Raw genomic sequence first — 26,257 nt, forward strand, 5'->3', positions numbered from 1 at the left:
ATGGATTCGCGAGAAAAAAATGCCAAGGCTCAAGTTAATCAACAAGAACGCCATGAAAAAAAGCAACAGCAAGAAGTGGTACAAGAGCAGATTCAAAGTACGGATGTTGATAATTTACGGACTAAATTAAGTAATAAAAACGCAGATTACTTGTTTAAATTGCGCCGACAATTATTGCAAAAGGGCCAAACTGAAGAAAAAGCGCAAGAATTGACCGATAGTTTGTTAGTAGAAGTGATCAATAATCAAATCAAAGGTATTCCAGCACGTCAACTTTATGGCACAGTAGAACAACAAGCACAAGTTCTAGTGCAACCACCCAAAAAATCTCAAAATGTTGCTGATGAAAAATTATGGAAATTAGCGGTGGATAATTCCTTGTTATTTGCGTCATTATTCTTAGTTATGTATGGCTTTATTGGTTTATTCAGCAAGCAAGCCAAGAATACTACGCAAAGCGGTTTGAGTACGATTATTTTAATCTCCATATTGTGGGGTGTGCTCTTCAGTTGGTTCAATCAAAAAATGGCTGCTGCTAAACAAAAGCGCGAACCGATTTGGAAAGTGGCTTTAACTTTAGTTTTAGGCATGGTAATTATGTATTTAGTGGTTGCCTTGACTATGATTTTACCACCATTCTTGAATCCAGTGTTCTCACCGACAGTTTATGTTATTTTGGCAATATTGGCGTTTGGTGGACGATGGCTATTTAGAAATTATTACGATATTCATTATAATACCTTTAGTGGTAGATAAAAAAAGCCGCCTTATGGTGGTTTTTTTTATTGCTGAATATCGCGGGCAATTTGTTGCATACCAATTTCAATATCGTTAATTTTTTGCGAATATTCTTGTAATTTTTGGATGTGTTCTGTCGTTTTTTTTGAACTATTTTTATAGTGCAGTCGATGCTCTAAACTAGCCCACAATTCCATGCCACTAGTTCGTAACTGAACTTCAACGGGTACAGCTTTATGGGTTTGATTAGCTAAAAATACAGGCACGGTCACGACTAAATGAATGCCACGATAACCGTTTGATTTGGGATGATTTAAGTAATCTTTGGCTTTTATTAATGTTACATCATCTTGACTCACCAAAGTATTTTTGATGCGCAAAATATCGTCTAAGTAATTGGTTACCACACGGATACCCGCAATATCCAAAATTTCGGTGTTGATACTTTCTAGCGAATAATCAAGGTGCTTACGTTTAATTTTTTCAAATAGGCTAGCTGGACTTTTTAGCCGTTCTTCAATTAAATTAATCGGATTGTGGTTGTGAATAGTAGAATACTCATCATCTAAATTTTCTAATTTAGTGCCAATTTCTTTAATTGCCGCTCGACGCAGCACATACAAATTCATTAATTGCTTAATATTAGGGACAACTGAATTGGCTGACAGATGATTTAATTTGTTCTCAATTTGTCCCATAGACATAAAGTTATTTCGTTCTAAAATCATAGAAACCTCCGAGATTGGATACATAATAGCACTTTTTCAAAAGATCACAATAATTATTACTTGGCAAAAAGAGTAAATTGTATTAAAATTACAACTTGTAGCTTTGATTCTACAATGACAAGGGAAGTGTCTTTCATCAGTAATCAACGTATAAATAAAGAGCAAATCATTCGAACGGCGCAACAACTTATTTTTGATAATGGTGTGCAAGCTTTGACTTTTCCTCGGTTAGCGTCAGAATTGAATATTCGTTCGCAATCCTTATATAATTATTTCAGAAATGCTAGCGATTTGATTGGGCATTTAGGCACAATTTTTATGCAAGATCTTTACAAATTGGTAATGGAAGGTCTAATTGGATTGTCGGGGAGGGCTGCTTTTAAGCGTTATGCAGAAGTAGCGCATGAATATTTAGAAAATCAGGGACGTTTGGTAGAATTAATCTATTATGTGCATGATTTTCCAATTGATAGTGCATTCTATCAAGCTACAGCTCAAGTGATAGACTTATTGCATAAATTAGTTGCTAGTACCAAATTGAAACACATGGGTAATGATTCTTATGCCCAAACACTAATCAGTGCAGTATTAGGTTTTACATTGATTGAAATGATGGGCTTTTTACCCACTGATCAAAAATTACGACAACATCAATTTACTCAATTGCTAGATTTTCAATTGAGTGAAATCGATGAATCCACAAATTAGGAGTAGCTACAACTGATGATTAAAAAAGAATGGAAATTTATCGGGCATAATCGCTTAATACTGGTATCACTTTGTGCTATCATGTTGATTCCTTTCCTATATTCAATCTTCTTCTTGCGTTCGGTTTGGGATCCTTATGGTGAAACTCAGCATCTGCCAGTGGCGGTAGTCAATGAAGATAAACCAGTGGTCTATGAAGGTAAGAAATTGAACGTTGGTAAACAAACGGTTGCGAAGCTGAAAAAAAATGACAAGCTTGATTGGCATTTTGTAGATGCAAAAAAAGCTAAGCAAGGTTTGAAAAATCGTAAGTATTATACAGTAGTAACTATCCCCAAGAATTTCTCTAAAAATGCTGCAACAGTGTTAGACAAGCACCCTAAGAAAATGATTTTGCATTATGAGACTAATTCATCTTTAAATTATTTAGCAGAAGTTTTGAGTGGAATGGGTGTTAGTACTTTAAATTCTGAAATTCGTTCTTCGGTCACTAAAGCTTATTCTAGTGCAATGTTTGCTGGGTTACATTTGATGAATGGTCAAATAAAGCAAGCTGCGCAAGGTGCTGGGCAATTAAATGATGGTTCTGTAGTTTTGAATGATGGGCTTAATCAATATGTTGCTGCAGTGTCGCAAGTAAATGATGGTGTGCAAACCTTGAATGTTAGTGTGCAGCCTTTAGTAGGCGGTTTAGAGCAATTACAGCAAAAAGTTGCCCCCCTATCTTCTAGTGTCAGTCAATTGTCAAACGGTGCTAATCAATTAAATGCCGGTTTGCAACAATTGCAAAGTGCTGTGGGATCTAGTACCAGCGGTTCACAACAAGCACAATTAAATTCAGTTTTAGCGGCACTACCGCAAATTAATAACGGTTTGCAGCAATTGAATTATACTTTGCAAAATGGTACGAATACTAGTGCTTTAGCTGGTTTAACTGCTTCTTTGAATGGTATTGGTGCGCAATCTATGACGATTGGCAGTAATTTACAACAAGCTGAACAAACTTTAGCCGGCATGCAAGCTAATGGTGGCGAAGGTACATCTTCTGCCCCATCAGCTAGCACAGTGATTGCCCAAAGTAACCAAATTTTAGCTAATGCTGGTTTGGATCCGCTAACTGCACAACAACAAGATGCGATTGCACAGGCTTTGGCAAGTAATTCAAGTGAAGGTAGCGGTACTGCCGATTTACAAAATAATTTAGCCACAGTGGCTGCTAATTTACGAGCTGCAGGTGCTGCTAATGTAGCAATTGGTTCTTATTTGCAACAAACTCAACAAGTACAACCACAACTGCAACAATTAAGTGGTCAATTAGCACAATTACAAGGTAGTATTCAACAATTGGCAGGTGCCTCTAACCTAGCTTTGCCTGGTGCTACTCAAGCGATTACGCAATTGAATTCTGGCTTGCAGAGTATTCAAGGTGCTTTAAGTGGCAATGGTAGTCAATTAGGATTAACTTCTGGTGCTAATCAATTGGCAGGTGGACTCAATCAGTTGAACCAAGCTGTGCCAACATTAGTTACTGGCGTTCAACAATTAAGTTCAGGTGGTCAACAATTAGGTAATGGTGTACAAACTTTGGCAGCCGGAACACAGGCTTTAGATAGTAATGGTGCTGCTTTGACTTCTGGTAGTCAAGAACTGTCTACAGGGACTAATCAGTTGCATCAAGCATTAGGTCAAGGTGCAGATACCTTAAATAAGGTCAAACCAACGTCTAAAACTGCAGATATGATTGCCGCTCCTTCTAAAACAAAGCAGCATAATTATAGTTATGTGCCTAATTATGGTCACGCTCTAGCACCTTATGTATTGTCCTTAGCACTTTATGTCGGTGCTTTAGTATTCAATTTCATCTATCCAATTCGTAAAGTGGCGCAAAAAGGTCAGCCGGCTTGGAAATGGTATTTAAGTAAAATTAGTGTCGGTGCTGTTGTCGCAGTTGGCATGGCAGTAGTGGAAGCCGGTTTAATGCTAGTCGGTGGATTGCGACCTGATCATCTTGGTGAGTATTTCACAGTGGCGATTGTTTTCTCCTTGTGTTCGATGTATCTCGTGATGTTCTTAGCGATGGCATTGGATAATCCGGGACGATTCTTAGCAATGATTTTATTGATGCTCCAATTAGGTGGATCAGGTGGAACGTTCCCAATGCAACTGACGAATCATTTTTATAATGTGATTCATCCATATTTGCCAATGACTTACTCTAATGATGCGTTTCGGGAGGCTTTGACCTCAGGATTAGGATCTCATTTCTTCTTGCAAGCAGTAATTGTCCTAGCTTGCATAGCAATTGTTAGTTTAGCATTGCTGTATATTAGCATGGACTTATTGCAAAGAAAGCATTTAGAAGGCAAATCACAGTTAGATAATAATCAAGAATTACAAGCTGTCGAAAAATAAAAAAACCACCCCTTAGGGTGGTTTTTTTATTAACTAATGGTTGCTACCAAACAAATTAACAATGACAATTCCAATCAAAATAAGTAATAAACCTAAAACAGTTAATAAATTAAGATTTTCGTGCCAAATAAAATAACTAACACCAGTGGTTGCGACAATGCCTAAGCCTGACCATAGTGCGTAAGCTACGCTTAAATCAATGGTTCTCAGTGATAACGATAAAAAATAAAAACATAAGCCATAAGATATTAAGGCACCAATACTAGCTCCCAAATTAGTAAAACCATTAGAGGCTTTGAGTAATGATGTGCCAAAAATTTCGCCCACGACAGCAATTAATAAATATAAATAGCTCATAAAACACCTGCACAAAAATATTTTACTATTTACGATAAAGATTGTTACGCTGAAAAGCAAGTTAGAGCTTGCTGTTTAATTAGTGGCGTGACTGTCGGCGACCGCTTTTAGTTTGTTGAGTGCGGCTGTTAATTTTTGGTTACTAGTATTAATATTTAAATCTTTGCGCAGTTGCAAGTCATCTTGGTTAAAAGCAGCCTGTTTCTTTTTTAAATCGGTAAAATTATTATTAGCATAGCAAGCAATGACTTCTTTTAGTGCGTTATTCATTTTGATGAAATTATTGCTAATGTTTTTGTTTAATGTGCTTTTTTGCAGTTTAGTGTTAATACGATCAATTGTTTGGTTGGCTTGCTGGGTAGGCTTTTGTGTTTCTATTTGGTTATCGCGCAAGCTATCGGCGTAACTGCCAATCACTGTCGCATATTTATCGATTATTTGATTATAATCTTGAATCATAGTTGTTTTACTTACCACGTTCATATTTTGTTGATTAGTTTGGGTAGTGGATTTTTGTGTTTGACAACCTGCCAAACAAATTGTCGCTAAAATACTTGTTATAATGCTTATAAAATATTTTTTCATAGCTACTTGTCCTCCGAGCTAGTTACTAAGTTACATTGTAACTCTAAGGTGGTTATACAAAGGCAAAAAAGTTTATGAAAAATCCAGCTACAATAACAAATATTAATTTTTTGAGGAAAGTAGGTTTTGCAATATGCGTTTTTTGCATACCGCTGATTGGCATATTGGTCGCCGATTACATGGCTTTGATTTACGAGAAGAACAGCAATTTGCTTTTCAACAAATTGAACAAATTGCTTTGCAAGAAAAAGTTGACGGAATCATTGTGGCTGGTGATCTGTATGATCGTAGCTTGCCATCTGAAGAATCGGTCGCTACTTTGAATCAAATGTTGCGCCAATTAAATTTACAGGATAAGTTGCCACTTTATGTGATTTCAGGCAATCATGATAGTGCTACACGTTTAGGAACCGGTCAAGAATGGTACACGACAACGCAATTTTATTTGCATACTGATTTACAGCAAGCTTTAACGCCAATTGAATTGACAGATACGCAGATTTTTTTGGTGCCTTATTTTGAGCCATTTGCTGCTCGGCAATTATTTAAAGATGATTCTTTGCATAATTTGCAATCTACTATGCATTTGTTAATTACTAAAATGAAGCAGCAATTTGTACCACATAAAAAACATATTTTAGTGGCACATTTTTTTGTATCAGGAAGTACTAAAAGTGATTCCGAAACAGCATTAACTATCGGTGGTTTAGCGCCTATTAGCGCTGATTTATTACAAGATTTTGATTATGTTGCTCTAGGGCATTTGCACAATGAGGCAGCTTTACATTTACCCAACGCTCGTTATAGTGGCTCGCCAGTTAAATTTTCTTTGTCTGAAGCTGAGCAACAAAAAGGTGTATGGATCGTGGATACGGATCCTCTGCAATTGACTTTTAAGCCGTTAAAAATGTTGCATGATGTTCACCAATTAATTGGTGATTTTGAGACTTTATTATCAGAATCTTTTTACCATAACTTAAATTTACAAGATTTTTTTGGGATTACGTTGACTGATAAACAACCAATTCCTAATGTTTTGGCCCGTTTGCGAGAAATTTATCCTAATATAATTTCTTTAGAAAGAAGTCAAAATTACTTGATGCCGACAAAACAAATAACTGATGCGCAAATTCGCCAGCGAGATCCTTTGACGTTATTGACACAAGTTTACCAAGATGCTACGGACAGTAATTTAACTGAGCAACAACGTAAATGGGCAATCAAAGCACTAAAACAAGCACAAAATGAGGTGAAATAATGCAGCCGCTAAAACTTAGTTTGAAGAATTTTGGACCATATGCTAATGAGGAGATTGATTTTTCTCGTTTTAAAAGTGCCGGTTTATTTTTAATTTCTGGGAAGACTGGGAGTGGTAAGACGACTATTTTTGAAGCGTTAACTTTTGCTTTATATGGTGGTGGGACGAGTGATGACCGCCCGCCGGATAGCTTGCGTTCTGATTTTGCGGCGGCAACCAGCAAAACAGAAGTTAAATTAGAATTTACGCATCAAAATAAGCGCTATATTGTTACAAGGTCGCCAAAGCAAACTTTGCAAAAAAAGCGTGGTGCTGGTTTGAAAGAGTATAAAAGTAGTGGATCTTTGCGAATTTTTCAAGGTGATCGACAAATAGCTGAGTTGAATAAATTGCAAGATATCAATTTAAAATTGGGGGATGTTTTACAATTGAATCGCGAGCAATTTATACAGATTGTTTTATTGCCACAAGGTGATTTTCAGCACTTTTTGCTAGCTCCTAGTTCGCAAAAAGAAGGTGTGCTCCGCAAAATTTTTAGAACTCAACTGTATCAAAAATGGGGACAAATTTTAAATGAAAAGCTAAAAAAGCAAAAAAGTATCAATGCTAATTTACAACAATCTTTAAAAGCGGATTTACAAAAAGTTGATTGGATCAAAAAGCCTGCTGAATTAGGTTCTGTGAAGAAACAAGTAGCAGCCTTGTCGACGCAACAACAACAAGAGCGATCGTATTTGGATAATTTGGCACAACAACGTGATCGAGCTCAAGATACCTATCACTTAGCACAACAACATTTAGCGCAAGCCCAGCAGTTAAATAACCAGATTGCCATTTTGGAAGATAAACAACATCGGCAACACCAATTACACCAGCAATTACCGCACATTACACGACTGGAAGAAAAAGTGGAGCAGTTGATGTGGGTTCGTGATCGTCATTCAACATTGCAACAAATTACGCAGTTGCAGAAACAAGCAGAGTCAAGTAAGCAAGAGTTGCAGCATTTAAATGGTGAAGCGCAACAAACGCAACAAGCGCTAGAAGTTCAACAAGATCTGCAAGAAAAATTGACTATACAAGAGCAGAGCAATGCTGATAAACAACAAGAATTAACGTTATTGCGCAGTAAGGTACCATTGTTTGAACAATTGCAAGATGTTCAACATATGCAGCAAAATGTTCAACAAAAGCTTGTTGATTTGCATGTTGATTATGAACGGCAAAAAGCGATATTACAGCAAGTATCACTTGATTATCAACAAGCCCAAAAAGCACAACAAAATCAAGAATTAGCAACAGTTAAATTACGTACGCAACAAGAAAAAGTTCAACAATTACATGATTTGCAGAAAAATATTAAAGAAGTAGATGATTTAAGCAAGCAATTGCAGCAACTTACGACTAATGAGACCCAAGCTCAGCAAATTTACGATCACCTCAAAAATCAAGCGTTGCAACAACAAATTGCTGTTTTGGCAGCACAATTAACGCCTGATGCACCGTGTCCGGTATGTGGCAGTGTTGACCATCCCAAACCAGCGACTGCAACAGAACCTTTTATTTCTGATCAAGCTTTATCTGATGCTGAACGCAATCTGTCAAAAATTCAACAGCAAAAAGCCAGCTTAAAAGCTAAAATAGCTGTCAATAGACAAACAGTTCTTCACCAACAAAAAACGCTCGATTTGCAGCGAGTCGATGCACAATTGCTGATGCAGCAAAGCGATTTAGTGGCGCAATACCAGCAAGCTTTAATGACACTAACAAAGCAGGCGGCACAGCTACCTAACTTAAAATTAAAGCAACACCAACAGCAAGGATTTGTAGAAAAGTTAGAACAACAACTCACACAGTTACAGCGACAAAAGCAAACTTTAGATATTCAATTGACTAATGTTCAGGAAAATTTGCCTACACAATGGTCAACAGTCACCGATTTTAAACAGCATTTGCAAGAGTTAAAACAGGAATTGGACGAGTATCAAGCAGCTCAAACGAGCAATCAGCAGGCTTTGCAGGCTTTAAAGCAGGATCAAATTGCTCAAAAGACACAACAACAAAATTTGCGTACACAAATTCAACAAGAGCAAGCCCAGCATGATCAAATGCAGCAGGAGTTAACAGCGACGATCCAAAATTATTTTGGCGGTGCTGATGCGGACGCACAATTTAGGCAATTGATAACAGAACAGGATCAATTAGAACAGTTACAAGGACAAGTTCAAAATTATTATGATGAATTGACGACTTTAACGACTGAAATTGCAACATATCAGCAAATTATTGGTACACAAAAAGCGGTTGATATTCCTGTTTTACAAGCGAATGTTCAAACTAAACAACAAAAATTAGCGAAGTTAAAGCAGCAATTTGATAATTTGTCACGAAGAACTTTGAGTAATGATGTGTTGCTGGAACGTCTGCAAACGACCCTGCATAATTTAGGCAACCAGCAGCAAGAAGTTGATCAAATGCAGTCTTTAGTGGAAGCAATTAATGGAGGTTCGACTACTAAATTAGGTTTGGAGCGTTTTGTCTTGCGGGCGCAGTTAACTGAGATTTTGACAGTTGCTAATCAGCATTTGCAACAATTGAGTTCGGGACGTTATTATTTGCAACTCAGTCAAGAAACAGGTCAATATCAGAAAAATACTGGCTTAGAAATTGATGTATATGATGATAATGTAGGTCATGTGCGCAGTGTGCATACGTTATCAGGCGGTGAAAGTTTTATTGCAGCTTTGAGTTTAGCATTAGCTTTAGGTGAAGTGATTCAAAATGAATCTGGTGGAGTAAGTATTGATGCACTCTTTATTGATGAAGGTTTTGGCTCGCTGGATCAAGATTCGCTAACTGTAGCGTTAGATGCGTTGGAGCAGGTAGAAAGTAAGCATCGGCTGGTGGGCATTATTAGTCATGTGGCTTTGTTACAAGAACGAATTCCTAATCAAATTCAGGTACAAACTAGTGGTCAAGGTCAAAGCACGACGAAGATTATTGCGTCCACATAGTTAAATACGTATTTTTAGCGGAGTATTTTTAAAATACTCTTTTTTATTTATGACAACCGGTTGACATATGGAAACGAATACATAATAATATTAATTGTAAGCGCTTGAAAGTGCTACATATTAATTGATTCATTCTAGAAAGGGTGGAAAATAAGATGGAGAATATAAAGAAAAATATAAAAAATCCGTCATATCTACAAAGTTCATTCACATTATTGATGTTTTTTGCCGCTTGGGGCATTTGGTGGTCATTTTTCCAACTTTGGTTAACTAAAAGCGGAGGGCTACACTTATCCGGAGCACAGGTCGGCACAGTATATTCAGCAAACTCTTTGACCACCTTGATATTAATGTTCTTATATGGATCGCTACAAGATAAATTAGTCATTAAACGATATTTATTGATTTTTTGTGCCATTTTAGCAGCATTAGTAGGACCATTTTTTGTTTGGGTTTATGCACCGCTATTGCAAAATTATTTTTGGTTAGGCATTGTGGTTGGTTCTATTTTCTTATCTGCGGGATTTTTGTCAGCTTCAGGAATTTATGAAGCCGTTGCGGAAAAATTAAGTCGTCGCTTTGACTTTGAATATGGTCAAGCACGTGCTTGGGGTTCCTTTGGTTATGCGATTGTCGCTTTTATTGCTGGCCAATCCTTCACTATCAATCCACAAATTAATTTCTGGTTGGGTTCTGCTTTCGGGATTGTGTTGTTGTTAGAATTATTATTCTGGGTTCCCAAAGCTGAGCGAGAGGCTGATAATAAGATTGTTTTGCGAGGCGAAGGCAGTGATACGCCATCTGTGAAAGAAATGTTTGGCTTGCTCAAGATCAAGGAACTTTGGTTTATTATCATTTTAATCATGTTTACGTATACTTTTTATACCGTTTTTGATCAACAGATGTTCCCAGATTTTTATACTGGATTATTCTCTACATCAGCAGCCGGTGAAAGAATGTATGGCATACTAAACTCCGTACAAGTCTTTGGTGAAGCTTTAATGATGGCAATTGTACCGATTTTGATGAATAAAATTGGTGTTCGCAATGCATTATTATTAGGTGTTTTAGTAATGTTTGTACGGATCGGCGGTTGTGGTTTAGCACATGATCCGATTACAGTTTCATGCATCAAAATGTTGCATTCATTAGAAGTTCCTTTATTCACGTTGCCTATTTTCCGCTATTTCACATTGCATTTTGATACGAAATTGTCAGCGACTTTATATATGATTGGTTTTCAAGTGGCTGCCCAAATCGGACAAGTTATTTTATCGCAGCCTTTAGGTAAACTACGTGATATTATTGGTTATAATCATACCTTTTTAATTATTTCTTCCATCGTTTTTGTTGCAGCAATTTATGGTTTCTTCGTTCTTAAAAAAGATAATGAAGATGTGAACGGCGATCCTTTCATCAGATCCTAAAACAAATTTATTCAGTGAGGTATAAACATGGCAGATTTAACACCGATCAAATTAACGAATGAGCGTTACCGCTTAGATTATCATTTGCAGGCACCTTCGGGGTGGATTAATGATCCAAATGGCTTTTGTTATTTTAAAGGTTACTATCATATGTTTTATCAATATTATCCTTATGGGGCGCAGTGGGGACCGATGCACTGGGGACATGCACGCAGTAAAGATTTAATTAATTGGCAAACTTTGCCGATTGCTTTGACACCTGGTGACGCAGAAGATCGTAGTGGCTGTTTTTCTGGTAGCGCAATTGTAAAAGATGATACATTATATTTAATTTATACTGGGCATAATTGTTATGATGATAGCGATCCAGATCGTTATTGGCAAAATCAAAATTTAGCTTATAGTACGGATGGAATTCATTTCACTAAGTATGAACACAACCCTATTATTGCTACACCACCAACCGATAATACACAAGAATTTCGCGATCCGAAAGTTTGGGAGCATGATGGTGCTTATTATGTGGTCTTGGGTAGCCAAACTAAAGAACATTTAGGTCGTGTTTTGCTTTATAAATCAACTGATCTACGTTCATGGGATTATTTAGGTCCGCTCACACAATCAAAGCAAGCTGATTTAGAAGGTTATATGTGGGAATGTCCAGATATTTTCCGCTTAAATGGACAGGATATCTTATTAACTTCACCGCAAGGTATTGTTGCCCAAAAAGAACAATATTTGAATTTACATCAAACAGGCTATTTTGTTGGTCAATTAGATTATCAAACACCTAAATTAATGCGCAGCGATTTTCATGAATTAGATGCTGGCCATGATTTTTATGCACCCCAAACGATGCTTGCACCAGATGGTCGGCGGATTATGATTGGTTGGTTGGCAATGTGGGAAAGTGAAATGCCTGAACAAGCTGATGGTTGGGCAGGAGCTTTGACGATTCCCCGTGAACTAGTTTGGCGCAATAATCAGATATACATGCAACCAATCCAAGAAATGAAACAGTTGCGACAAAAGCAATTAGCTAAGCAAACTTGGGATTTAGCAGATACGCCGTTTATTTGCCAAGGACAGTCTACGGCAGAAGTTAATCTGACGCTAGATTTAAAACAGTTTGCTGGTCAAGAATTTACAATTCAATTGCAAGATGATCAAAGTACAGCACAAGTAGAATTAACTTACACACGAGCAGATAATAAGTTAGTTTTGCGCCGCTCTGATCGCCCAGATGTACGTTTTGCGTCGCTTCATGAACAAGATCTATTACAATTGCAAATTTTTATTGATAAAAGTTCATTAGAGATTTTTATCAATGAAGGAGCAGTCGTCTTTACTGAGCGCTATTATTTTAAAGGACAGCCTTCAGTTCAATTAAAAAGTGATGCAGTGGGGCAGATTGATGGAACAGTCTATCAATTAGCTAATGATGTTGTACAATATCATTAGAATGGAGTGATGAGTGTGCCAAAACTTGAGGATGTTGCTAAACTAGCGCAAGTTTCCAAAACGACTGTTTCACGGGTTTTAAATAGACGTGGTTATTTAAGCAAAGAAACTATTGACAAAGTGAATCAAGCAGTGAAGGAACTGAACTATCATCCTAATGTGGTGGCACGACAGCTCTATAATAATAAAACGGATTTAATTGGACTTTTATTTCCAACTGTCGCCAACCCTTTTTTTGGTGAATTGACGGCTAATTTAGAGCATTATCTTTATCAAAAGGGTTATAAAGTGCTAATCGGCAATTCAATAAATGATCCGCAAAAAGAAGCCGATTATTTGGATCAATTATTGGTTAAGCAAGTGGATGGACTAATTGTGGGAACGCATAATCAAGGAATCTCACAATATCATAATGATAATTTACCGATTGTGGCGATTGATCGGGTTATGAATCAAGATATCCCTATCATTGCTTCTGATAATTATGCTGGCGGAAAGTTGGCTGTTGAGCATTTGTTAGTGCAAGGTGCACGCAAAATTATTCATATTAATGGACCGCAAGAGCTAGCTACGCCAGCGCAAAAAAGACGTGCAGCTTATGAAGATGTCATGCACGATCATCATTTGCAGCCGATTACGTATGAGGTTGATTTTAATATTTCCAATACCGACAAATTAAAAGTTTTTCGACAAATTTTTGTGGAACATCCTGATGTGGAAGCAATTTTTGCGTCGAATGATTTAGATGCTGCACTGATTATGCAAATTGCCCGCGAACGTCGTTTAAGAGTACCGCGTGATTTGTTATTGGTCGGCTATGATGGCACGCAAACGGTGCAAAGTGTTTGGCCACAATTGACGACTGTTATCCAACCAATCGAATTTATGGCACAAAAAGCAGTCACAGTTTTGCAGAATCGTTTACACAATCAGGCAACACAATCCGAATATTTACTACCTGTCCAATTACATGTTGGAACAACTTGTTAAAAAATAGCATCCGTAATGGATGCTACTTTTTGTATATTTTAAAGAAATCTTTTAAAATAGTTTGTGTAATCGTTTACAACTGGGGGAGAAATTGTGAAAAATATACAAAAAATTTTAAAAAGAATAATTTTTGCTAGCTTATCAATCTTTGCGGCGATAGGCTTGTTGTCCGTGAGAAATGTACAAGCTACAACTTATCATGAACAGTATCGCAATCAATTTCATTATTCACCACAAAAAAATTGGCTTAATGATCCTAATGGATTATACTATGACGATCAAACTAAAGAATATAATATGTATTATCAATATAATCCCAAAGGCGCACAATGGGGCAATATGTCGTGGGGACATGCTATTAGCAAGGATTTGATCCATTGGCAAGAGCAGCAGGTGGCAATTCCAATGTTACAAAATCAAGCTTGGGAAGATTTTACTTATACTAACCAAACTGGCGCACAAGCTAATCAGCGCGTGCGTTATGTCGGTAATCCTACTGCTGATTGGGGCGAGACTCCCAATAGTAAAGCAATTTTTAGCGGCTCAATAATTGTCGACCACAACAATTTAAGTGGTTTGGGCAAAAATGCTGTCTTGGCTTTTTACACTAGCAGTTACCAATTGCCTGAACGAATTGATGATCATTTGGATGATGGCTGGGGCACTTGGGTTGGCTTGTCGGATATTCAAGAGCAGCATTTGGCTTATAGTTTAGATCATGGCAAAACTTTCAAGCAATATTCACCAGATGGTAATTCTCAGCAACCGCAACCAATTGTTCCTGTTACAGCTAATCCAGCTGGTGATGCGGCTAATTTTCGCGATCCTAATATTGTATATGATCAGCAACATCAACAATATATTATGACGGTAGTTTCTGGGCAGCAAGCGTTGCTTTATAAAAGCAAGGACTTGTTGCATTGGGATTACACATCTAACATTAAGCGCCAAAAAGATGTTGGTTTGGGTGTTTGGGAATGTTCGTCTTTGGTACCTATGCAAGTTAAGGGTACTGCTACGCAAAAATGGGTTTTGTTCATTAGCGTGCAGCAAGGCGCCCATGCAACTGGTTCGGGCATGCAATATTTTGTGGGTAATTTAGATGCTAAGGGTACTTGGCACCCAGATAGTGGGCAAACGTTGGCTAATCCGCACACATTGGATTATGGTGAAGATTTTTATGCGGGAATTCCGTTTGCTAATTTGCCCAACAATCAAACTATTATGATGGCTTGGGCCAATAATTGGTCATATGATTCTGACAGTCCTACCACGCAATGGAATGGTAATATGACATTGCCACGTGATTTACAATTAATCAATGATGCTAAAGCAACTGACGGTTATACTGTGCAAAATAATGTGATTGCACAAACGCAAAAAATTATACAACCTAATTCTTTGACCAAAGATCAACAAAATTTGTATTTAACTAATACGCAACAAAAATTACCATTTACGGGCAAACACTATAAGCTGGCAGCGACGCTAAAATGGGATCCGACTAAAAAACCACAAAGTGTGGGCTTTAATGTACGGCAAACGCCCGATCAAAAATATTGGTTCACGATTGGCTATGATGTTAGTCAAAATAAAGTTTATGCACAACGTTTCAACACGGGTGAACCTCAGATGGGTGCGCCACGCGATCAAATGAATGCGACTGTCAAAGCGGACAATAGTCAGGTCAAAATTACGGCATATATTGATGAAACGATGGCTGAAGTGTTTGCCAATGATGGCGCAGTATCGATTACCCAGAATTTCTATTTCCAACCTAACTTGATTAATCAGCAAGACACGCCTGGTATCAGTGCTTTTGTTAATGGTGGATCAGCGCAAATTACAGATTTAAAGCTACAACCAATGCAAAGTATCTGGTAAAAAATAAAAGCATAGCTAACTTGAAAGTTAACTATGCTTTTTTGCATGGTTCAGTATAAATGTCGCGCAAATGTTGCTGTTGTTTAGGAGTTAGGCGCAGCACGCTACTTTGAAATTTAGATAAACTACCATAAATACGCTCAATGGCAACTTTAATAGCTAGCACGGCAGCTTTATCGGCTTTCGTGAAATTAATAGTTTGCTGGTGTTCATTATCAGCATTATCCAAATAAGTTAAATCTTGGGCATTCTGATACATGAGATTGGTTAATAAATAGTCTTGGGCAATATATTCCACTGGAACCTGTAAAATTAATAACAACAAAATTGCCAAAATGCCGGTCCGGTCTTTGCCAGCTGTACAATGGAAAACTACTGCTTCTTGTTCTTGGTCATTTTGCAGTAATAGTTGGAAAAACTGGCGGAAAACGCGTTGTGCACTATGATCTAAAACGACACGTTGATAAATACCTGGTAGGCCGTTGAATTGGTCAGTCTGCGGTAAAGTTTGATAAACTAAATCGCCAATAGGCGTTTCTTGCACCAGTTGACAGGCAATTACTTTTAAAAATGGCACATCCGGGTCTGGCCAATTTTTTCTTTCATAAGGTGATCGTAAATCAAATGAATAACGCAAACCATATTTTTGCAAAAACTGCAGTTCTTCAGTTGTTAAATTAGTTAAATATCCAGCGCGCAATAGCCTATGCCAACGGATTTGACGCTGATCGCTGGTCGGATAACCACCAAGCTCTCGAAAATTGGGTGTATTAGCAAAAGGGAAAATTCTAGTCATTGAGAAACCTCGCTGAAATTAATACAATAGTATAGAATAATAATTGAGGTGTAGATATGACAAAGCTGTCCTTGGTGATGCCTCTTTACAATGAAGCACGACTTTTGCCTAGAAGTTTGGCATCGATTGTTAGACAAACTAATCAAGATTTTGAATTAATCATGGTTAATGATGCTTCAACTGATGCAACTTTAGAATTGGCACAGCAATTTGTAAAGCAGCACACTAATTTTAAGGTTGTGAGCCAGCCATATAATCAAGGTATTTCCAATGCTCGTAACCGTGGTATTGAAGAAGCTAGTGGTGAGTTGATTACTTTTATTGATGGTGATGATTGGTTGGATCCCAATTACGTAGATTATTTTTTAAAAGCTTTTGCAGATCCTAAATTAGATTTGGCAGTTTGTGGTTTCTACAAGGAATCACCTACATTAGTGGCTAAAAAACAGCGACAACAGCAATATAAGATCATCAAGCGCTCAGAAATGTTGTACCAGTTGACTAAAATCACGGGTAAAGTCATGGGTTACACATGGAACAAAGTGTATCGTTTAGCGGTGATTCAGCAAAACCATTTGCGGTTTTATCCTGATTTACCATTGATGGAAGATCAAGTGTTTAATGTACAATATTGTACATTAGTAAATCGTTTTGGGATTGGCACGCAGCAACTTTATCATTATTGGCAACACAATGAGAGTGTTACCCATACTTATAATTTACAAAATGTCAAAAGTATAGGGCAAGCTAATTATCGTATTGTTAAAACTATTCTAACACAGAAAAGCTGAGGTTCATGATGACAAGTGTAGAAGATTATTTGAAGCAAAATGTTTTTGGAAAACCCCAATTAAAGCCTGATGAACGTAAAAAATTTTTAGGTAATTTTCAAGAGCGTGTAGCATTAGCATTGACAGTTGCGCAAACTAATAATTTGGCTAATTTACCGATGGTTGAAAAAGTCATGCAGCGAAATCCGCAATATCATTTATATTTGAATGGTCGTTTGAATGATAAGGCGCGCCAAGCAGTGATTAAATTAGCTGTGCAAAATAATTTTGCTTTTACGATTATGGAGCAAGCCAATATGCGTACAGCAACCAAAGATCTGTCCGATCAGGATATGGGCTTAGTAATTGCTGATGATCATCAAGCCATCAAAAAACCAGTATTGTTGTAAGAAAAAAGCCACGAATTATCGTGGCTTTTTTACTATTCTTATGAGTTTATATAATCAATAACCTTTTTCTGAGATTTTGGTTCTTTCCAGTGATGATCTTGATTGATCTTTTTCTCGTCAGACAAGGCGGTTAATACAGACATTCCTGTATTCATTTCAAATTCTTTTTCGTCAAATTTCTTGCCCTTAATCTTGTTTTTCACAGCATCTGTAAAGACATTGATAGAATCTTTGGAGTCTTTACCAAAGGCGATAATTTGGCGATTTAATTTTTTGTTTTTCTTATTGTGCTTCAATTTACTAATGGAACTGTTAATACTTTTAGAGGAATCTTTGGCTTTCTTTTCTAGCGAGATTAGATCAGAAAGTTTGCTAGACTGTGATTCTTGCCACATAAAGGAATAGTATTGGTTTTCCATAGAATGGAGTTCTTTTTGCAAATCAGCAGTCGACATTTCTTGTTGCTTTGCTTTACCACATCCAACTAACACAAAAAGTGCAAAAAATGATACTACTATGGTAATTAATTTTTTCTTCATTAACATTCCCCTAATAATATTATTAATCGGCGTCGCTATCATTATTTTGATCAGTGTTAGAATCACTGTCGTCCATACTTTTTTCTAATAATTGAGTAGCTTGTTTAGTGAATTTCTTTTTGCTTTGAGCTTCATGCCAAGAGTGTTTTTTGTGTAAACTAGTTTCTAATTCGGCAGCTTGTTCGGCAGCATAAAAATTATCTTTGCTTGCTTTTGAGTCATCAAAGTCTTTACCCTTAAGAGCTTTTTTAAATGCTGTGGACAAAACGTTCAAAGACTTATTGGCTTTATGACCGTATTGAATAACTTTCTTTTTTGTGTCGCTATCTGCCTTGCTTTTTTTAACTACTTTGATAGTTTTATTGATATTTTTTTCAGACTTATCCATTTTCTTAATAGAATTTTGGACATCGTCGATGCTTTTAACCTTAGTCGTTGATAGTAAAGCTGGATAATATTGATCTTCCATGTAGTTAAGCTTATTTTTCAAGTCATTCATGGATAATTTTGGTGGTTGATCGGCAGCCTGCTTTGCTTTACCACATCCAACTAACACAAAAAGTGCAAAAAATGATACTACTATGGCAATTAATTTTTTCTTCATTAATATTCCCCCCGGAACAAATTATATTTGTGGCTTAATAATTAAACACACTAAATCATAATATCATAAAATGAAGTTTTTCTGACTATTAAGTTCAAAAAAATAAATAGCAACTAAAAAATAATAATTTGGTTGCTAGGAGCTAATTTTTAAAGCAATAACGTACGAGGATTTCTCTTATTAAATTGAATAAAGGATAGAAGATAATTAACAAGGCGATTGTCACTAGTAGGACAGGTGAGTGGAAAATGTTAAACAACTTAAATGGTGCACCCCAAATAGTGAAAAAGAGCATACTTAAAATGAAAAAACCAATGAAAATAATAATTATTCCGCGATTAATCGGTCGAGCGATTGTCCATAACGCGGCAAATCCCACAAGGCAAGTTACTAGCACACTTAAAGTAGAAGTATGCACATAAGTGAGACCAAAGCGCGTGCCACCAGAGTTAATTATTAGTATCAAAGCGGTGATTTCTAGGGCTGCTGGCAATGCTACTTGCATAACATTGCGATAAAATCTGCCTTCTGGTGCGCGAAAATCCGGTCGCAATGTGAGCACGAAAGTAGGAATTCCAATAGTTAAAGCATTAAAAGGCGTCATTTGCGCTGGGTAAAAAGGATAATTGCGGCCAATACAAATAAAAATCAGCGTCAATAATACAGAATACATGGTTTTCAATAAATAAAGTGAAGCCACACGCTCAATATTATTGATAACGCGGCGCCCTTCGTTGAGAACATAGATTAAAGAATCAAAATTTTTATTTAGTAAAACAAAATCGGCGGCGCTTTCGGCAGCCTCACTATTGCCGGCGATTGCAATCGCACAATCGGATTGGCGCATCGCTAAGACATCGTTAACACCATCACCTGCCATGGCAACTTGATGCTTTTTGGCTTGCAAACCTTGAATTAATTTTTGCTTTTGTTCTGGTAAAGTGCGTCCAAAAACAGTATATTGGTCGGCAATTTGTTCAAAAGTAGCTAAATCAGCTTCTGGATCTACGGTAGACATATCAATGGCTTGTGCACAGTCTTGGATTTCAACTTGTTGGGCAATCGTTTGAACAGTTGTGGGATCATCGCCCGAAATTATCTTAATTTGGACGCCTTGTTCTCGTAAATATTCAAAAGTCGTTTTGGCAGTGGTGCGCACTTCATCTTGAATTAACAAGAAGCCTAAAAACTGTGGTTGCACGATCTGCTCGACTATTTCGGCGCTGGTTTGCACGACTGCTAAGACACGTAAGCCTTGTTGACCATAATGATGCGCTGTTTTGATTAATTGGGGGTCTTGTAAAATGAAATTTGGCGCACCGATCGCATAGTGACGACCGTCACTGAAATTAGCAGCGGACCATTTGCGCTCAGACGAAAAAGCAACGACACTTTGAATTTGTTCAGAGGTTAATTTGCTTTGGCAATCTGCTAAAATTGCTTGTGCTGTTTCATTATTCTCATTATTAGCTAGCATAATTTGTTGGGCAATCTGTAATAATTCATTTTCGCTAATTTGTTCAGAAATAATGTGGCTTAATTTAAGGTTACCAGTAGTAATTGTACCTGTTTTATCTAAACATAAAGTGTCTACACGAGCTAATGATTCTAACGAAGTCATTGACTTAACAAGAACCTTCTTGCGACTTAAATGTAGTGCACCCACTGCTAAAGCCACAGAAGTTAATAATACTAAACCTTGCGGAATCATGCCAATAATGGAAGCTGAGGTGCCTAAAATAGCTTGATTAAATTGATGATTATGCAGCCAAGAAGTTGTGAACATTAAGATGCCCAAAGGCACAATAATATAGGTAAGTATTTTAATAATCCGGTTGATTAAATTAAGTAACTGAGAAACATTGTGACTTTGTTTGCGAGCTGAATGTGCCAAACGATTGGCAAAACTATCTTCGCCCACCGACGTCAGCTTAACCAAAGCCTGTCCGCTTGTTACTAAACTGCCAGACAAGAGTTGATCATTATTAGCTTTGACGACAGCGACAGATTCACCAGTAATATTAGATTCATCGACTTCCAAATGAGCAGTTTGCAAAATCGTGCCATCAGCTGGCACTTGTTGGCCGCGCTGCAACATAATTAAATCATGTAAGACTAATTCATCTTGGAAAATAGTTTGTTTCTGACCATCGCGCAACACAGTGACACGTTGGCGATTAAGTAAAGTAAGCTTGTCGAGCTGTTTTTTAGCGTAAATTTCTTGGCATGAACCGATGACAAAATTACCGATGACCGGTCCCAGAAAAAACAAATTTGCATAGCTGTGAGTACAAAAAATCAAAATTGCAATAACTAAATTTACCAAATTAAACAAAGTGAAAAGATTTTTTGATAAAATTTTAGTTACCGATGTTGTGTTTTTGGTACGAACTAGGTTAATATTGCCTTTTTGTTGCTGTTCTTGAGCTTGTCGAGCCGACAGCCCAGTTTGGCTATTAATTGGTTCCATGCAGCACCTCGGATATTTTATATAGTTATCTTAAGCTTAAGATGTAAATTTTTTGTGAAGAAGGTTAAAAATTGCCAAAAAATATTTTTTTTGATCTAGATGGAACTATTATTAATAGTGGTACAGGGATCACTAATGCCTTAAAATATGCCTTTAATAGGGAAGATTTAACGATTCCGCCTGATTATGTGTTAAAAAAATACATTGGACCACCCTTGTTAGAAAGTTTTGCTAAGTATAATGATATCGCGATTGGTAGTGATTTGTCGCGTAATTTATTGGTTGATTTTCAAGAATATTATGGGCAAACTGGTTGGCGCGAGATGGAACTGTATCCGCAAATTACCACTACTTTAAAGAAACTAAAAGCTAATAATAAGCGCTTGTTTATTGCTACGGCTAAACCACAAAGTTTTGCCGTTAAAATTATTGATTACTTAAATTTACAAAAGCTATTTACTAGGATTTATGGCTCTGATTTGAGTGAAACGATGTCTAAAGCAGATGTGATTGAACATGCTTTAGAAGAAGAAAACTTACATCCAGAAAATGTTGTAATGGTCGGCGATCGTTCGACGGATGTTTTAGGTGCTAAAGCTAATAATGTAGATACGATTGGCGTGTTGTATGGCTTTGGCGATCGGCAAGAGTTAATGGAGGCTGGAGCAATAGCCACAGTAGCACAGCCCCGCGATTTAGTGAAACAGGTGAACTTGTAAAAATGAAGAAACATTGGAAAGGTATTATAATCAGCCTTGTTGTTATTTTGGTAGTGGCTGATTTAGGCGGCGCTTATTATTTATTCAATTTTGCTTTTAAAAAAGGCGGTTACAGTGCACGCAATGCAGGCAAACCGTTGACAACTGCCGAATTATGGGCCAAAAAGCAACCACAAGAAACTTGGCAGCAGACTTCTAAAGATCAAGCTGCATTGAAATTAAAAGCCCGCTATTATCCTGCTACTAAAAAGACTGCGAAAACCATGGTGCTCGTGCACGGTTATGGTGACAACAGTCTCACTTTGGGACCTTATATCAAGATGTATCATCAAGCTGGTTATAATGTTTTGGCGCCAGATAATCGTTCCTTTGGGCGTAGTGAAGGGCAATATATCGGTTATGGTTGGCAAGACCGCAATGATCTGCAAACTTGGATTCAGCAGGTTATTCAGCACAATGGTAAAAATAGTCAAATCGGTTTGTTCGGCGTTAGCATGGGAGCTTCGACGGTGATGTATTATCTTGGGTTAAAGGTACCTAAGCAAGTGCAGTTTGCTGTAGCAGATTGTGGCTATGCCTCGATTAAGGGAGAATTGCAACATGAATTGCAGGTGCTCTTTAATCTGCCGAGTTTCCCATTGATTCCGACGGCTAATTTGTTTACGCAAGCGATCGCGCACTACAGTTTTTATGATGCCGACACGAAAACGACTTTGCGGCATAATAAGGTGCCATTGTTCATCATTCATGGTACTAAAGATAATTTCGTGCCGACAAAAAATGCAAGAATTAATTATAATAATGATCATGGTCCTAAAAAATTATGGCTCGTTCCCGATGCTAGTCATGCGCGCTCTTATTTTGTCCAGCCTAAACAATATACGCAAAAAGTGCTGAATTGGAGCCAACATTATTTTAATTAGTAATGAAATATAACTTTTTCATTTGCTTGAAAAATGGTAAATTAAAATAGCATCGAAATATTTGTTTCTGGGGGGCTATATTTTGATGCTAGCGATTTATCCAATTTTAAAGTGACCATCCCCAAACTAATAGATTAGTTTGGGGATTTTTTATTGGCAAAAGGAGGGAATTATTTGGGTAAAAATGATGCGCAGATTCATGCGCTACAGCAAAAAAAGGAACGCTTGCAAATCGCCAAAAATAAAATGGCTAATTTGCAAAGTAGTTTACAACAGCCGATGAAAAAGTTGAACAATGTGGTATCAAGGATTACGCCTAATAATTGGCAAGGGCAAAAGTTGAACCAATTTCAGGAGCGCTTTAGTACTGTGGGAACGCAAAATAATGCTATGAATGAAAAGGTCACTACTAATTTAGCAGCGGTGCAAAGGCGAATGGAGCGAATAAATCATGATATTCAAAGATTGGAGGCGGAAAATAAATGAGTGCTATTCAAATAGTTACGGGGTCCTTTGATAACAATGTTGCTGCAGCCAATCAAGCTGCTGCAACGCTCAAAGCAGCCCCGTTGAATGAACTGCATTTTCACGACACTGAATTAGCGCCGTTTAGATCATTGCAGAAATTGACTAATGTGATGAAATCCACGATAAATAAGTATAGTGAACTAGCGCATAATGATGCACAGCAATTTGAGAAAGTTAGTAGTGAATTTACTAAAGCAGATGTTGATGTAGCGCAAAGTTTTTCTAATTAGGGGGTCGTTATGAAAATTAAAGTTGAAGAACTGACGGCGATTCGAGAGCACTTAGCTGGGCAAATTCAAACAATTAATGAAGATTTGCAAGATGTCAGTGCCAAAATGGTTGCTGTTCCGCAAACTGAGGACTTTAAAGGTACCGCACAGAAAAATATTTTAAGTTATACCCAGCGAGTGCATCAAAAGGAAACTACTACAATTACGACAGACTTGAATGATTTGTTGCAAGAGTATAATCGCTTGCTAGAGCAGTTTGCGCAAGGTGTGGATAATAGTCCTACTGCGGTGATCAATACGGATTATTTGCATGACATACAACAGCAATTTCATCAAGCCATGCAACAATTGAATGTTGAGCGCCAGCAAATGAATCGCGCGATTTCCATGGCTGCCGATGAAGGTGCGAATGTCAGTCCCTTGGATTCTGGTATGGATCGCGCTATTCAAGAAAGTATTCAATTTATTAGCCGATTAGTTAATGCTATGGAGCAATTTAATGGCACTGCTGTGTCGAGTAAGGTAGCAGATATTGAACACAGCGCTATTAAAGTGCAATCGGTGGTTAATAATTTGGATGGCTTTCACGCTAATGGGAAGTCACGTTTTGCTAAATTGCATAGTGTGAAAGATTTTAGTAAGAAAATTCAGACGAAAAAGAAGCATAAAAGTTCCTCTAAACAAAGTCATTGGTTAGCTTCGCTACTGGGAATTAATATGATTGGGTTCGGCAAAAGCAAAAGTCATAAAAAAGGGTTTATTAGCGGTAGCTTTGCTGGCGGGGGTATCCATGGAACTTCTAAATTTTCTTTAGATAAATTTGAAAAGTTACTAAACTTTTACTCTTTCTCTAGTTTTTTTAGTAATCCCATCCTTGGTGTATTATTGACAGAATTCACAGGAACATTACAAAAAAAGTTACATCTCCAGAAATCTGGTAAATTAAAATTAGATTTTGAATCAGGTGATGGAATCTTTAAAAAGGGTAAAAAAGGGAAATTTTCGGGTTTACTAGCATCTGTGGATACTCATGTGCTTTCAGCAAGTATAGGTGGCGAAAGTAAAGACCGCTTGGTTTCAGCAGATAGTAATTTGAATGGAGATATTGGTAGTTTTAAGGCTAGATTGGATAATTATAAATCAGGCAACACTTCTAAACACGGATTTACATTATCTGCTGATGGTCTTGATGGATCATTTAGAGGTGGCGTAAACATTAATGATGGTAAAAAAGGACAAGTTGGTGGGATTCATTTATCTGGTTCTGCTGGAGTAAGTGCAGGAGCCACAGCTGAATGGACACATCAACATTTAGGAGATACTAAAGTACCTACTCTCTTTAATCATTTGCAGATAAATGAATCTTTCAATGCTGAAACAATAGAATTAGGCGGGAAATTGGGTTTGGGAGCAATATCTGATATTACTTTTCCAGTGGCTATTCCACATTTTAGTTGGAAATAAAAATTATTTGATTAAGTAATATTGAAAGGGTTATTGATATTTCGTTAATTCATTATTTTAAGTGCATATAATATATATCATTGATTTTGAGCACAGCTTTAACTATTTTTGTTGTTCTGTATCAATTTAAATTTAGCTCTTTTACTTTTGGTGCTACTATTAGTGTTTCTGCAGTTATTTTTATCCTATTATACTTATGTATCCACTGGATAAATTAATGTGGGGGATAAACAATTGCTTGATTTTTGGTCACACAAATACTATTTGTCTTTATTTATATACGCAGTTATTTTTATTTTTTTGTTTCTATATCAGATACTAGCAGGCTTTCCCAATGATGGTTCGCCATTTATTATGTTTACAGCTTTACTTGCTACAATAATTAGTTGCCTTTATAAATTTTCTTATTATATGTCTTCTATTCAATTTGATTTATATCATGATAAAGATTATAAAAATGTGAAACCAACTGCATTTACGGATCTGAGTAGAAATTGGAATTTATTAATTGGCAAATTTTCCACAATATTTATGTGGATATCAATGATTATATTTTTGGCTGTGTTCCACGTAATGTTATTAATTTGGGCTTTTTGGCTCAATTGGCGATACACTCCTTGGCTATTTTTATATTTTGGTGGATTGTTTTTCTTGATTAATAGTTTGTACGGTTCTGCTAGAGCTTGCATTACAGCTTATAAACATAAGTAATAAGGAGATTTTTATTGAAAATAATCCATTTTTTTACTAAAAAGTACTATTTATCATTAATCTTATTTATTTTATTTTCCATTATCATGACTATGTATCAATTTTACTTTAGCTCGCACGCTGTAGATATAGAGTCGGATATTTTTGTTGGGATTGTGGGTCCAGGAATGTTTTTTTCTATTTTATTTGTGCTTACAAAGAATTATACATCCATTCACTTTGATATAGCTAATTCGCCACAGTATAAGTATATGAAGCATACCCCTCAGCTTGAATTTAAGAGACAACTTTTTTTGACAGTTCTTCCTTGGTTTTTGATCTTAATGTGGATAGCTTTTATTTTATTTAACGTGATTGATTACTTTAGGGGGATGGTGTTTATTAAGGGTTTGGGACTCATGTATATCCCATATTTTTGTCTTTTAATTGTTGACTTGTTGTTTTTATTTTTGAGTCTTTATGGCGCTGCCACAGCTGGTTGGCGAGCTTATAAAGCGCCGATAACACATTAGTGAGGTGATTGATATTTCG

At 36.8% G+C, this 26,257-nt stretch carries 25 protein-coding genes; 18 read left to right on the forward strand and 7 right to left on the reverse strand.

Annotated elements, in window-relative coordinates; all coding sequences use genetic code 11:
- Complete coding sequence (locus MOO47_RS04375) at nt 1-756, forward strand: DUF1129 family protein (RefSeq protein ID WP_249512252.1); 756 nt, start codon at nt 1-3, stop codon at nt 754-756.
- Between the two features lie 26 nt (nt 757-782).
- Here MOO47_RS04375 and MOO47_RS04380 read toward each other — a convergent pair whose 3' ends face one another.
- On the reverse strand, nt 783-1,466 hold the full coding sequence (locus tag MOO47_RS04380) for a GTP pyrophosphokinase (RefSeq protein WP_249512253.1): 684 nt from the start codon (nt 1,464-1,466) through the stop codon (nt 783-785).
- Nucleotides 1,467-1,580: 114 nt separating this feature from the next.
- Here MOO47_RS04380 and MOO47_RS04385 point away from each other — a divergent pair, with 114 nt between their 5' ends.
- Together MOO47_RS04385 and MOO47_RS04390 are read left to right on the forward strand one after the other, a co-directional pair.
- Entirely contained in the window at nt 1,581-2,174 is a 594-nt protein-coding gene (locus MOO47_RS04385; RefSeq protein ID WP_249512254.1) for a TetR/AcrR family transcriptional regulator, read from the forward strand.
- Nucleotides 2,175-2,189: 15 nt separating this feature from the next.
- The gene (locus MOO47_RS04390; protein ID WP_249512255.1) at nt 2,190-4,586 is read left to right on the forward strand and encodes a YhgE/Pip domain-containing protein; all 2,397 of its coding nucleotides are present in this window, start codon (nt 2,190-2,192) and stop codon (nt 4,584-4,586) included.
- Between the two features lie 33 nt (nt 4,587-4,619).
- Here the strand turns inward: MOO47_RS04390 and MOO47_RS04395 are convergent, their stop codons facing one another.
- Both MOO47_RS04395 and MOO47_RS04400 read right to left on the reverse strand, forming a co-directional pair.
- Nucleotides 4,620-4,943 carry a DMT family transporter gene (locus MOO47_RS04395; protein WP_249512256.1) on the reverse strand — a complete coding sequence of 108 codons (324 nt, stop codon included), beginning with the start codon at nt 4,941-4,943 and terminating at the stop codon, nt 4,620-4,622.
- 75 nt (nt 4,944-5,018) lie between these two features.
- Complete coding sequence (locus MOO47_RS04400; RefSeq protein ID WP_249512257.1) at nt 5,019-5,528, reverse strand: hypothetical protein; 510 nt, start codon at nt 5,526-5,528, stop codon at nt 5,019-5,021.
- A gap of 133 nt (nt 5,529-5,661) precedes the next feature.
- Here MOO47_RS04400 and MOO47_RS04405 point away from each other — a divergent pair, with 133 nt between their 5' ends.
- The 6 genes from MOO47_RS04405 (at nt 5,662) to MOO47_RS04430 (ending at nt 15,562) form a co-directional block, all read left to right on the forward strand.
- The gene (locus MOO47_RS04405; protein WP_249512258.1) at nt 5,662-6,786 is read left to right on the forward strand and encodes an exonuclease SbcCD subunit D; all 1,125 of its coding nucleotides are present in this window, start codon (nt 5,662-5,664) and stop codon (nt 6,784-6,786) included.
- Nucleotides 6,786-9,800 (forward strand): AAA family ATPase, encoded by a 3,015-nt coding sequence (locus tag MOO47_RS04410; protein WP_249512259.1) that lies wholly within the window; start codon nt 6,786-6,788, stop codon nt 9,798-9,800. The genes MOO47_RS04405 and MOO47_RS04410 overlap by 1 nt, the downstream gene beginning before the upstream one ends.
- Nucleotides 9,801-9,955: 155 nt before the next feature.
- Nucleotides 9,956-11,227: an MFS transporter gene (locus MOO47_RS04415; RefSeq protein WP_249512260.1), complete on the forward strand. Its 1,272-nt coding sequence runs from the start codon at nt 9,956-9,958 to the stop codon at nt 11,225-11,227.
- A 27-nt stretch (nt 11,228-11,254) separates the two neighbouring features.
- The gene (locus tag MOO47_RS04420) at nt 11,255-12,688 is read left to right on the forward strand and encodes a glycoside hydrolase family 32 protein (protein ID WP_249512261.1); all 1,434 of its coding nucleotides are present in this window, start codon (nt 11,255-11,257) and stop codon (nt 12,686-12,688) included.
- A 15-nt stretch (nt 12,689-12,703) separates the two neighbouring features.
- Complete coding sequence (locus tag MOO47_RS04425) at nt 12,704-13,678, forward strand: LacI family DNA-binding transcriptional regulator (protein WP_396022012.1); 975 nt, start codon at nt 12,704-12,706, stop codon at nt 13,676-13,678.
- Between the two features lie 93 nt (nt 13,679-13,771).
- Nucleotides 13,772-15,562 (forward strand): glycoside hydrolase family 32 protein, encoded by a 1,791-nt coding sequence (locus MOO47_RS04430; RefSeq protein ID WP_249512263.1) that lies wholly within the window; start codon nt 13,772-13,774, stop codon nt 15,560-15,562.
- A gap of 31 nt (nt 15,563-15,593) precedes the next feature.
- Here MOO47_RS04430 and MOO47_RS04435 read toward each other — a convergent pair whose 3' ends face one another.
- On the reverse strand, nt 15,594-16,358 hold the full coding sequence (locus MOO47_RS04435; protein ID WP_249512264.1) for a tyrosine-protein phosphatase: 765 nt from the start codon (nt 16,356-16,358) through the stop codon (nt 15,594-15,596).
- 56 nt (nt 16,359-16,414) lie between these two features.
- On the opposite strand from MOO47_RS04435, the gene MOO47_RS04440 reads away from it, so the two are divergent.
- Nucleotides 16,415-17,149 carry a glycosyltransferase family 2 protein gene (locus MOO47_RS04440; RefSeq protein WP_249512265.1) on the forward strand — a complete coding sequence of 245 codons (735 nt, stop codon included), beginning with the start codon at nt 16,415-16,417 and terminating at the stop codon, nt 17,147-17,149.
- A gap of 5 nt (nt 17,150-17,154) precedes the next feature.
- Complete coding sequence (locus MOO47_RS04445) at nt 17,155-17,538, forward strand: YueI family protein (RefSeq protein ID WP_249512266.1); 384 nt, start codon at nt 17,155-17,157, stop codon at nt 17,536-17,538.
- 38 nt (nt 17,539-17,576) lie between these two features.
- On the opposite strand, the gene MOO47_RS04450 is transcribed toward MOO47_RS04445, so the two are convergent.
- From MOO47_RS04450 to MOO47_RS04460, 3 genes are all read right to left on the reverse strand, one after another.
- A complete protein-coding gene (locus tag MOO47_RS04450; protein ID WP_249512267.1) occupies nt 17,577-18,077 on the reverse strand; it encodes a hypothetical protein in 501 nt (166 codons plus the stop codon).
- Nucleotides 18,078-18,099: 22 nt separating this feature from the next.
- Nucleotides 18,100-18,681 carry a hypothetical protein gene (locus MOO47_RS04455; protein WP_249512268.1) on the reverse strand — a complete coding sequence of 194 codons (582 nt, stop codon included), beginning with the start codon at nt 18,679-18,681 and terminating at the stop codon, nt 18,100-18,102.
- A gap of 142 nt (nt 18,682-18,823) precedes the next feature.
- Nucleotides 18,824-21,151, reverse strand: a complete 2,328-nt coding sequence (locus MOO47_RS04460; protein WP_249512269.1) for an HAD-IC family P-type ATPase — start codon at nt 21,149-21,151, stop codon at nt 18,824-18,826.
- Between the two features lie 71 nt (nt 21,152-21,222).
- Here MOO47_RS04460 and MOO47_RS04465 point away from each other — a divergent pair, with 71 nt between their 5' ends.
- From MOO47_RS04465 to MOO47_RS04495, 7 genes are all read left to right on the forward strand, one after another.
- Nucleotides 21,223-21,870, forward strand: coding sequence for an HAD hydrolase-like protein (locus tag MOO47_RS04465; RefSeq protein WP_249512270.1), 648 nt, complete (start codon nt 21,223-21,225; stop codon nt 21,868-21,870).
- A gap of 2 nt (nt 21,871-21,872) precedes the next feature.
- On the forward strand, nt 21,873-22,793 hold the full coding sequence (locus tag MOO47_RS04470; RefSeq protein WP_249512271.1) for an alpha/beta hydrolase: 921 nt from the start codon (nt 21,873-21,875) through the stop codon (nt 22,791-22,793).
- 174 nt (nt 22,794-22,967) lie between these two features.
- Nucleotides 22,968-23,279, forward strand: coding sequence for a YwqH-like family protein (locus MOO47_RS04475; protein WP_249512272.1), 312 nt, complete (start codon nt 22,968-22,970; stop codon nt 23,277-23,279).
- Nucleotides 23,276-23,551 carry a hypothetical protein gene (locus MOO47_RS04480; RefSeq protein ID WP_249512273.1) on the forward strand — a complete coding sequence of 92 codons (276 nt, stop codon included), beginning with the start codon at nt 23,276-23,278 and terminating at the stop codon, nt 23,549-23,551. The genes MOO47_RS04475 and MOO47_RS04480 overlap by 4 nt, the downstream gene beginning before the upstream one ends.
- Nucleotides 23,552-23,560: 9 nt before the next feature.
- Nucleotides 23,561-25,015 carry a T7SS effector LXG polymorphic toxin gene (locus tag MOO47_RS04485; RefSeq protein WP_249512274.1) on the forward strand — a complete coding sequence of 485 codons (1,455 nt, stop codon included), beginning with the start codon at nt 23,561-23,563 and terminating at the stop codon, nt 25,013-25,015.
- A gap of 219 nt (nt 25,016-25,234) precedes the next feature.
- Complete coding sequence (locus MOO47_RS04490) at nt 25,235-25,726, forward strand: hypothetical protein (protein WP_249512275.1); 492 nt, start codon at nt 25,235-25,237, stop codon at nt 25,724-25,726.
- 371 nt (nt 25,727-26,097) lie between these two features.
- Nucleotides 26,098-26,238: a hypothetical protein gene (locus tag MOO47_RS04495; protein ID WP_249512276.1), complete on the forward strand. Its 141-nt coding sequence runs from the start codon at nt 26,098-26,100 to the stop codon at nt 26,236-26,238.
- The last annotated feature ends 19 nt before the right edge of the window (nt 26,239-26,257 follow it).

The sequence above is a fragment of the Bombilactobacillus thymidiniphilus genome, from assembly GCF_023380245.1.
Taxonomy (GTDB): Bacteria; Bacillota; Bacilli; order Lactobacillales; family Lactobacillaceae; genus Bombilactobacillus; species Bombilactobacillus thymidiniphilus.

Bases quoted from the DNA above. Each gene is read 5' to 3' on its own strand.
- MOO47_RS04375 (WP_249512252.1), top strand. From the start codon at position 1: ATGGATTCGCGAGAAAAAAATGCCAAGGCTCAAGTTAATCAACAAGAA.
- MOO47_RS04380 (WP_249512253.1), bottom strand. From the start codon at position 1,466: ATGATTTTAGAACGAAATAACTTTATGTCTATGGGACAAATTGAGAAC.
- MOO47_RS04385 (WP_249512254.1), top strand. From the start codon at position 1,581: ATGACAAGGGAAGTGTCTTTCATCAGTAATCAACGTATAAATAAAGAG.
- MOO47_RS04390 (WP_249512255.1), top strand. From the start codon at position 2,190: ATGATTAAAAAAGAATGGAAATTTATCGGGCATAATCGCTTAATACTG.
- MOO47_RS04395 (WP_249512256.1), bottom strand. From the start codon at position 4,943: ATGAGCTATTTATATTTATTAATTGCTGTCGTGGGCGAAATTTTTGGC.
- MOO47_RS04400 (WP_249512257.1), bottom strand. From the start codon at position 5,528: ATGAAAAAATATTTTATAAGCATTATAACAAGTATTTTAGCGACAATT.
- MOO47_RS04405 (WP_249512258.1), top strand. From the start codon at position 5,662: ATGCGTTTTTTGCATACCGCTGATTGGCATATTGGTCGCCGATTACAT.
- MOO47_RS04410 (WP_249512259.1), top strand. From the start codon at position 6,786: ATGCAGCCGCTAAAACTTAGTTTGAAGAATTTTGGACCATATGCTAAT.
- MOO47_RS04415 (WP_249512260.1), top strand. From the start codon at position 9,956: ATGGAGAATATAAAGAAAAATATAAAAAATCCGTCATATCTACAAAGT.
- MOO47_RS04420 (WP_249512261.1), top strand. From the start codon at position 11,255: ATGGCAGATTTAACACCGATCAAATTAACGAATGAGCGTTACCGCTTA.
- MOO47_RS04435 (WP_249512264.1), bottom strand. From the start codon at position 16,358: ATGACTAGAATTTTCCCTTTTGCTAATACACCCAATTTTCGAGAGCTT.
- MOO47_RS04440 (WP_249512265.1), top strand. From the start codon at position 16,415: ATGACAAAGCTGTCCTTGGTGATGCCTCTTTACAATGAAGCACGACTT.
- MOO47_RS04445 (WP_249512266.1), top strand. From the start codon at position 17,155: ATGATGACAAGTGTAGAAGATTATTTGAAGCAAAATGTTTTTGGAAAA.
- MOO47_RS04450 (WP_249512267.1), bottom strand. From the start codon at position 18,077: ATGAAGAAAAAATTAATTACCATAGTAGTATCATTTTTTGCACTTTTT.
- MOO47_RS04455 (WP_249512268.1), bottom strand. From the start codon at position 18,681: ATGAAGAAAAAATTAATTGCCATAGTAGTATCATTTTTTGCACTTTTT.
- MOO47_RS04460 (WP_249512269.1), bottom strand. From the start codon at position 21,151: ATGGAACCAATTAATAGCCAAACTGGGCTGTCGGCTCGACAAGCTCAA.
- MOO47_RS04470 (WP_249512271.1), top strand. From the start codon at position 21,873: ATGAAGAAACATTGGAAAGGTATTATAATCAGCCTTGTTGTTATTTTG.
- MOO47_RS04480 (WP_249512273.1), top strand. From the start codon at position 23,276: ATGAGTGCTATTCAAATAGTTACGGGGTCCTTTGATAACAATGTTGCT.
- MOO47_RS04485 (WP_249512274.1), top strand. From the start codon at position 23,561: ATGAAAATTAAAGTTGAAGAACTGACGGCGATTCGAGAGCACTTAGCT.
- MOO47_RS04495 (WP_249512276.1), top strand. From the start codon at position 26,098: ATGGTGTTTATTAAGGGTTTGGGACTCATGTATATCCCATATTTTTGT.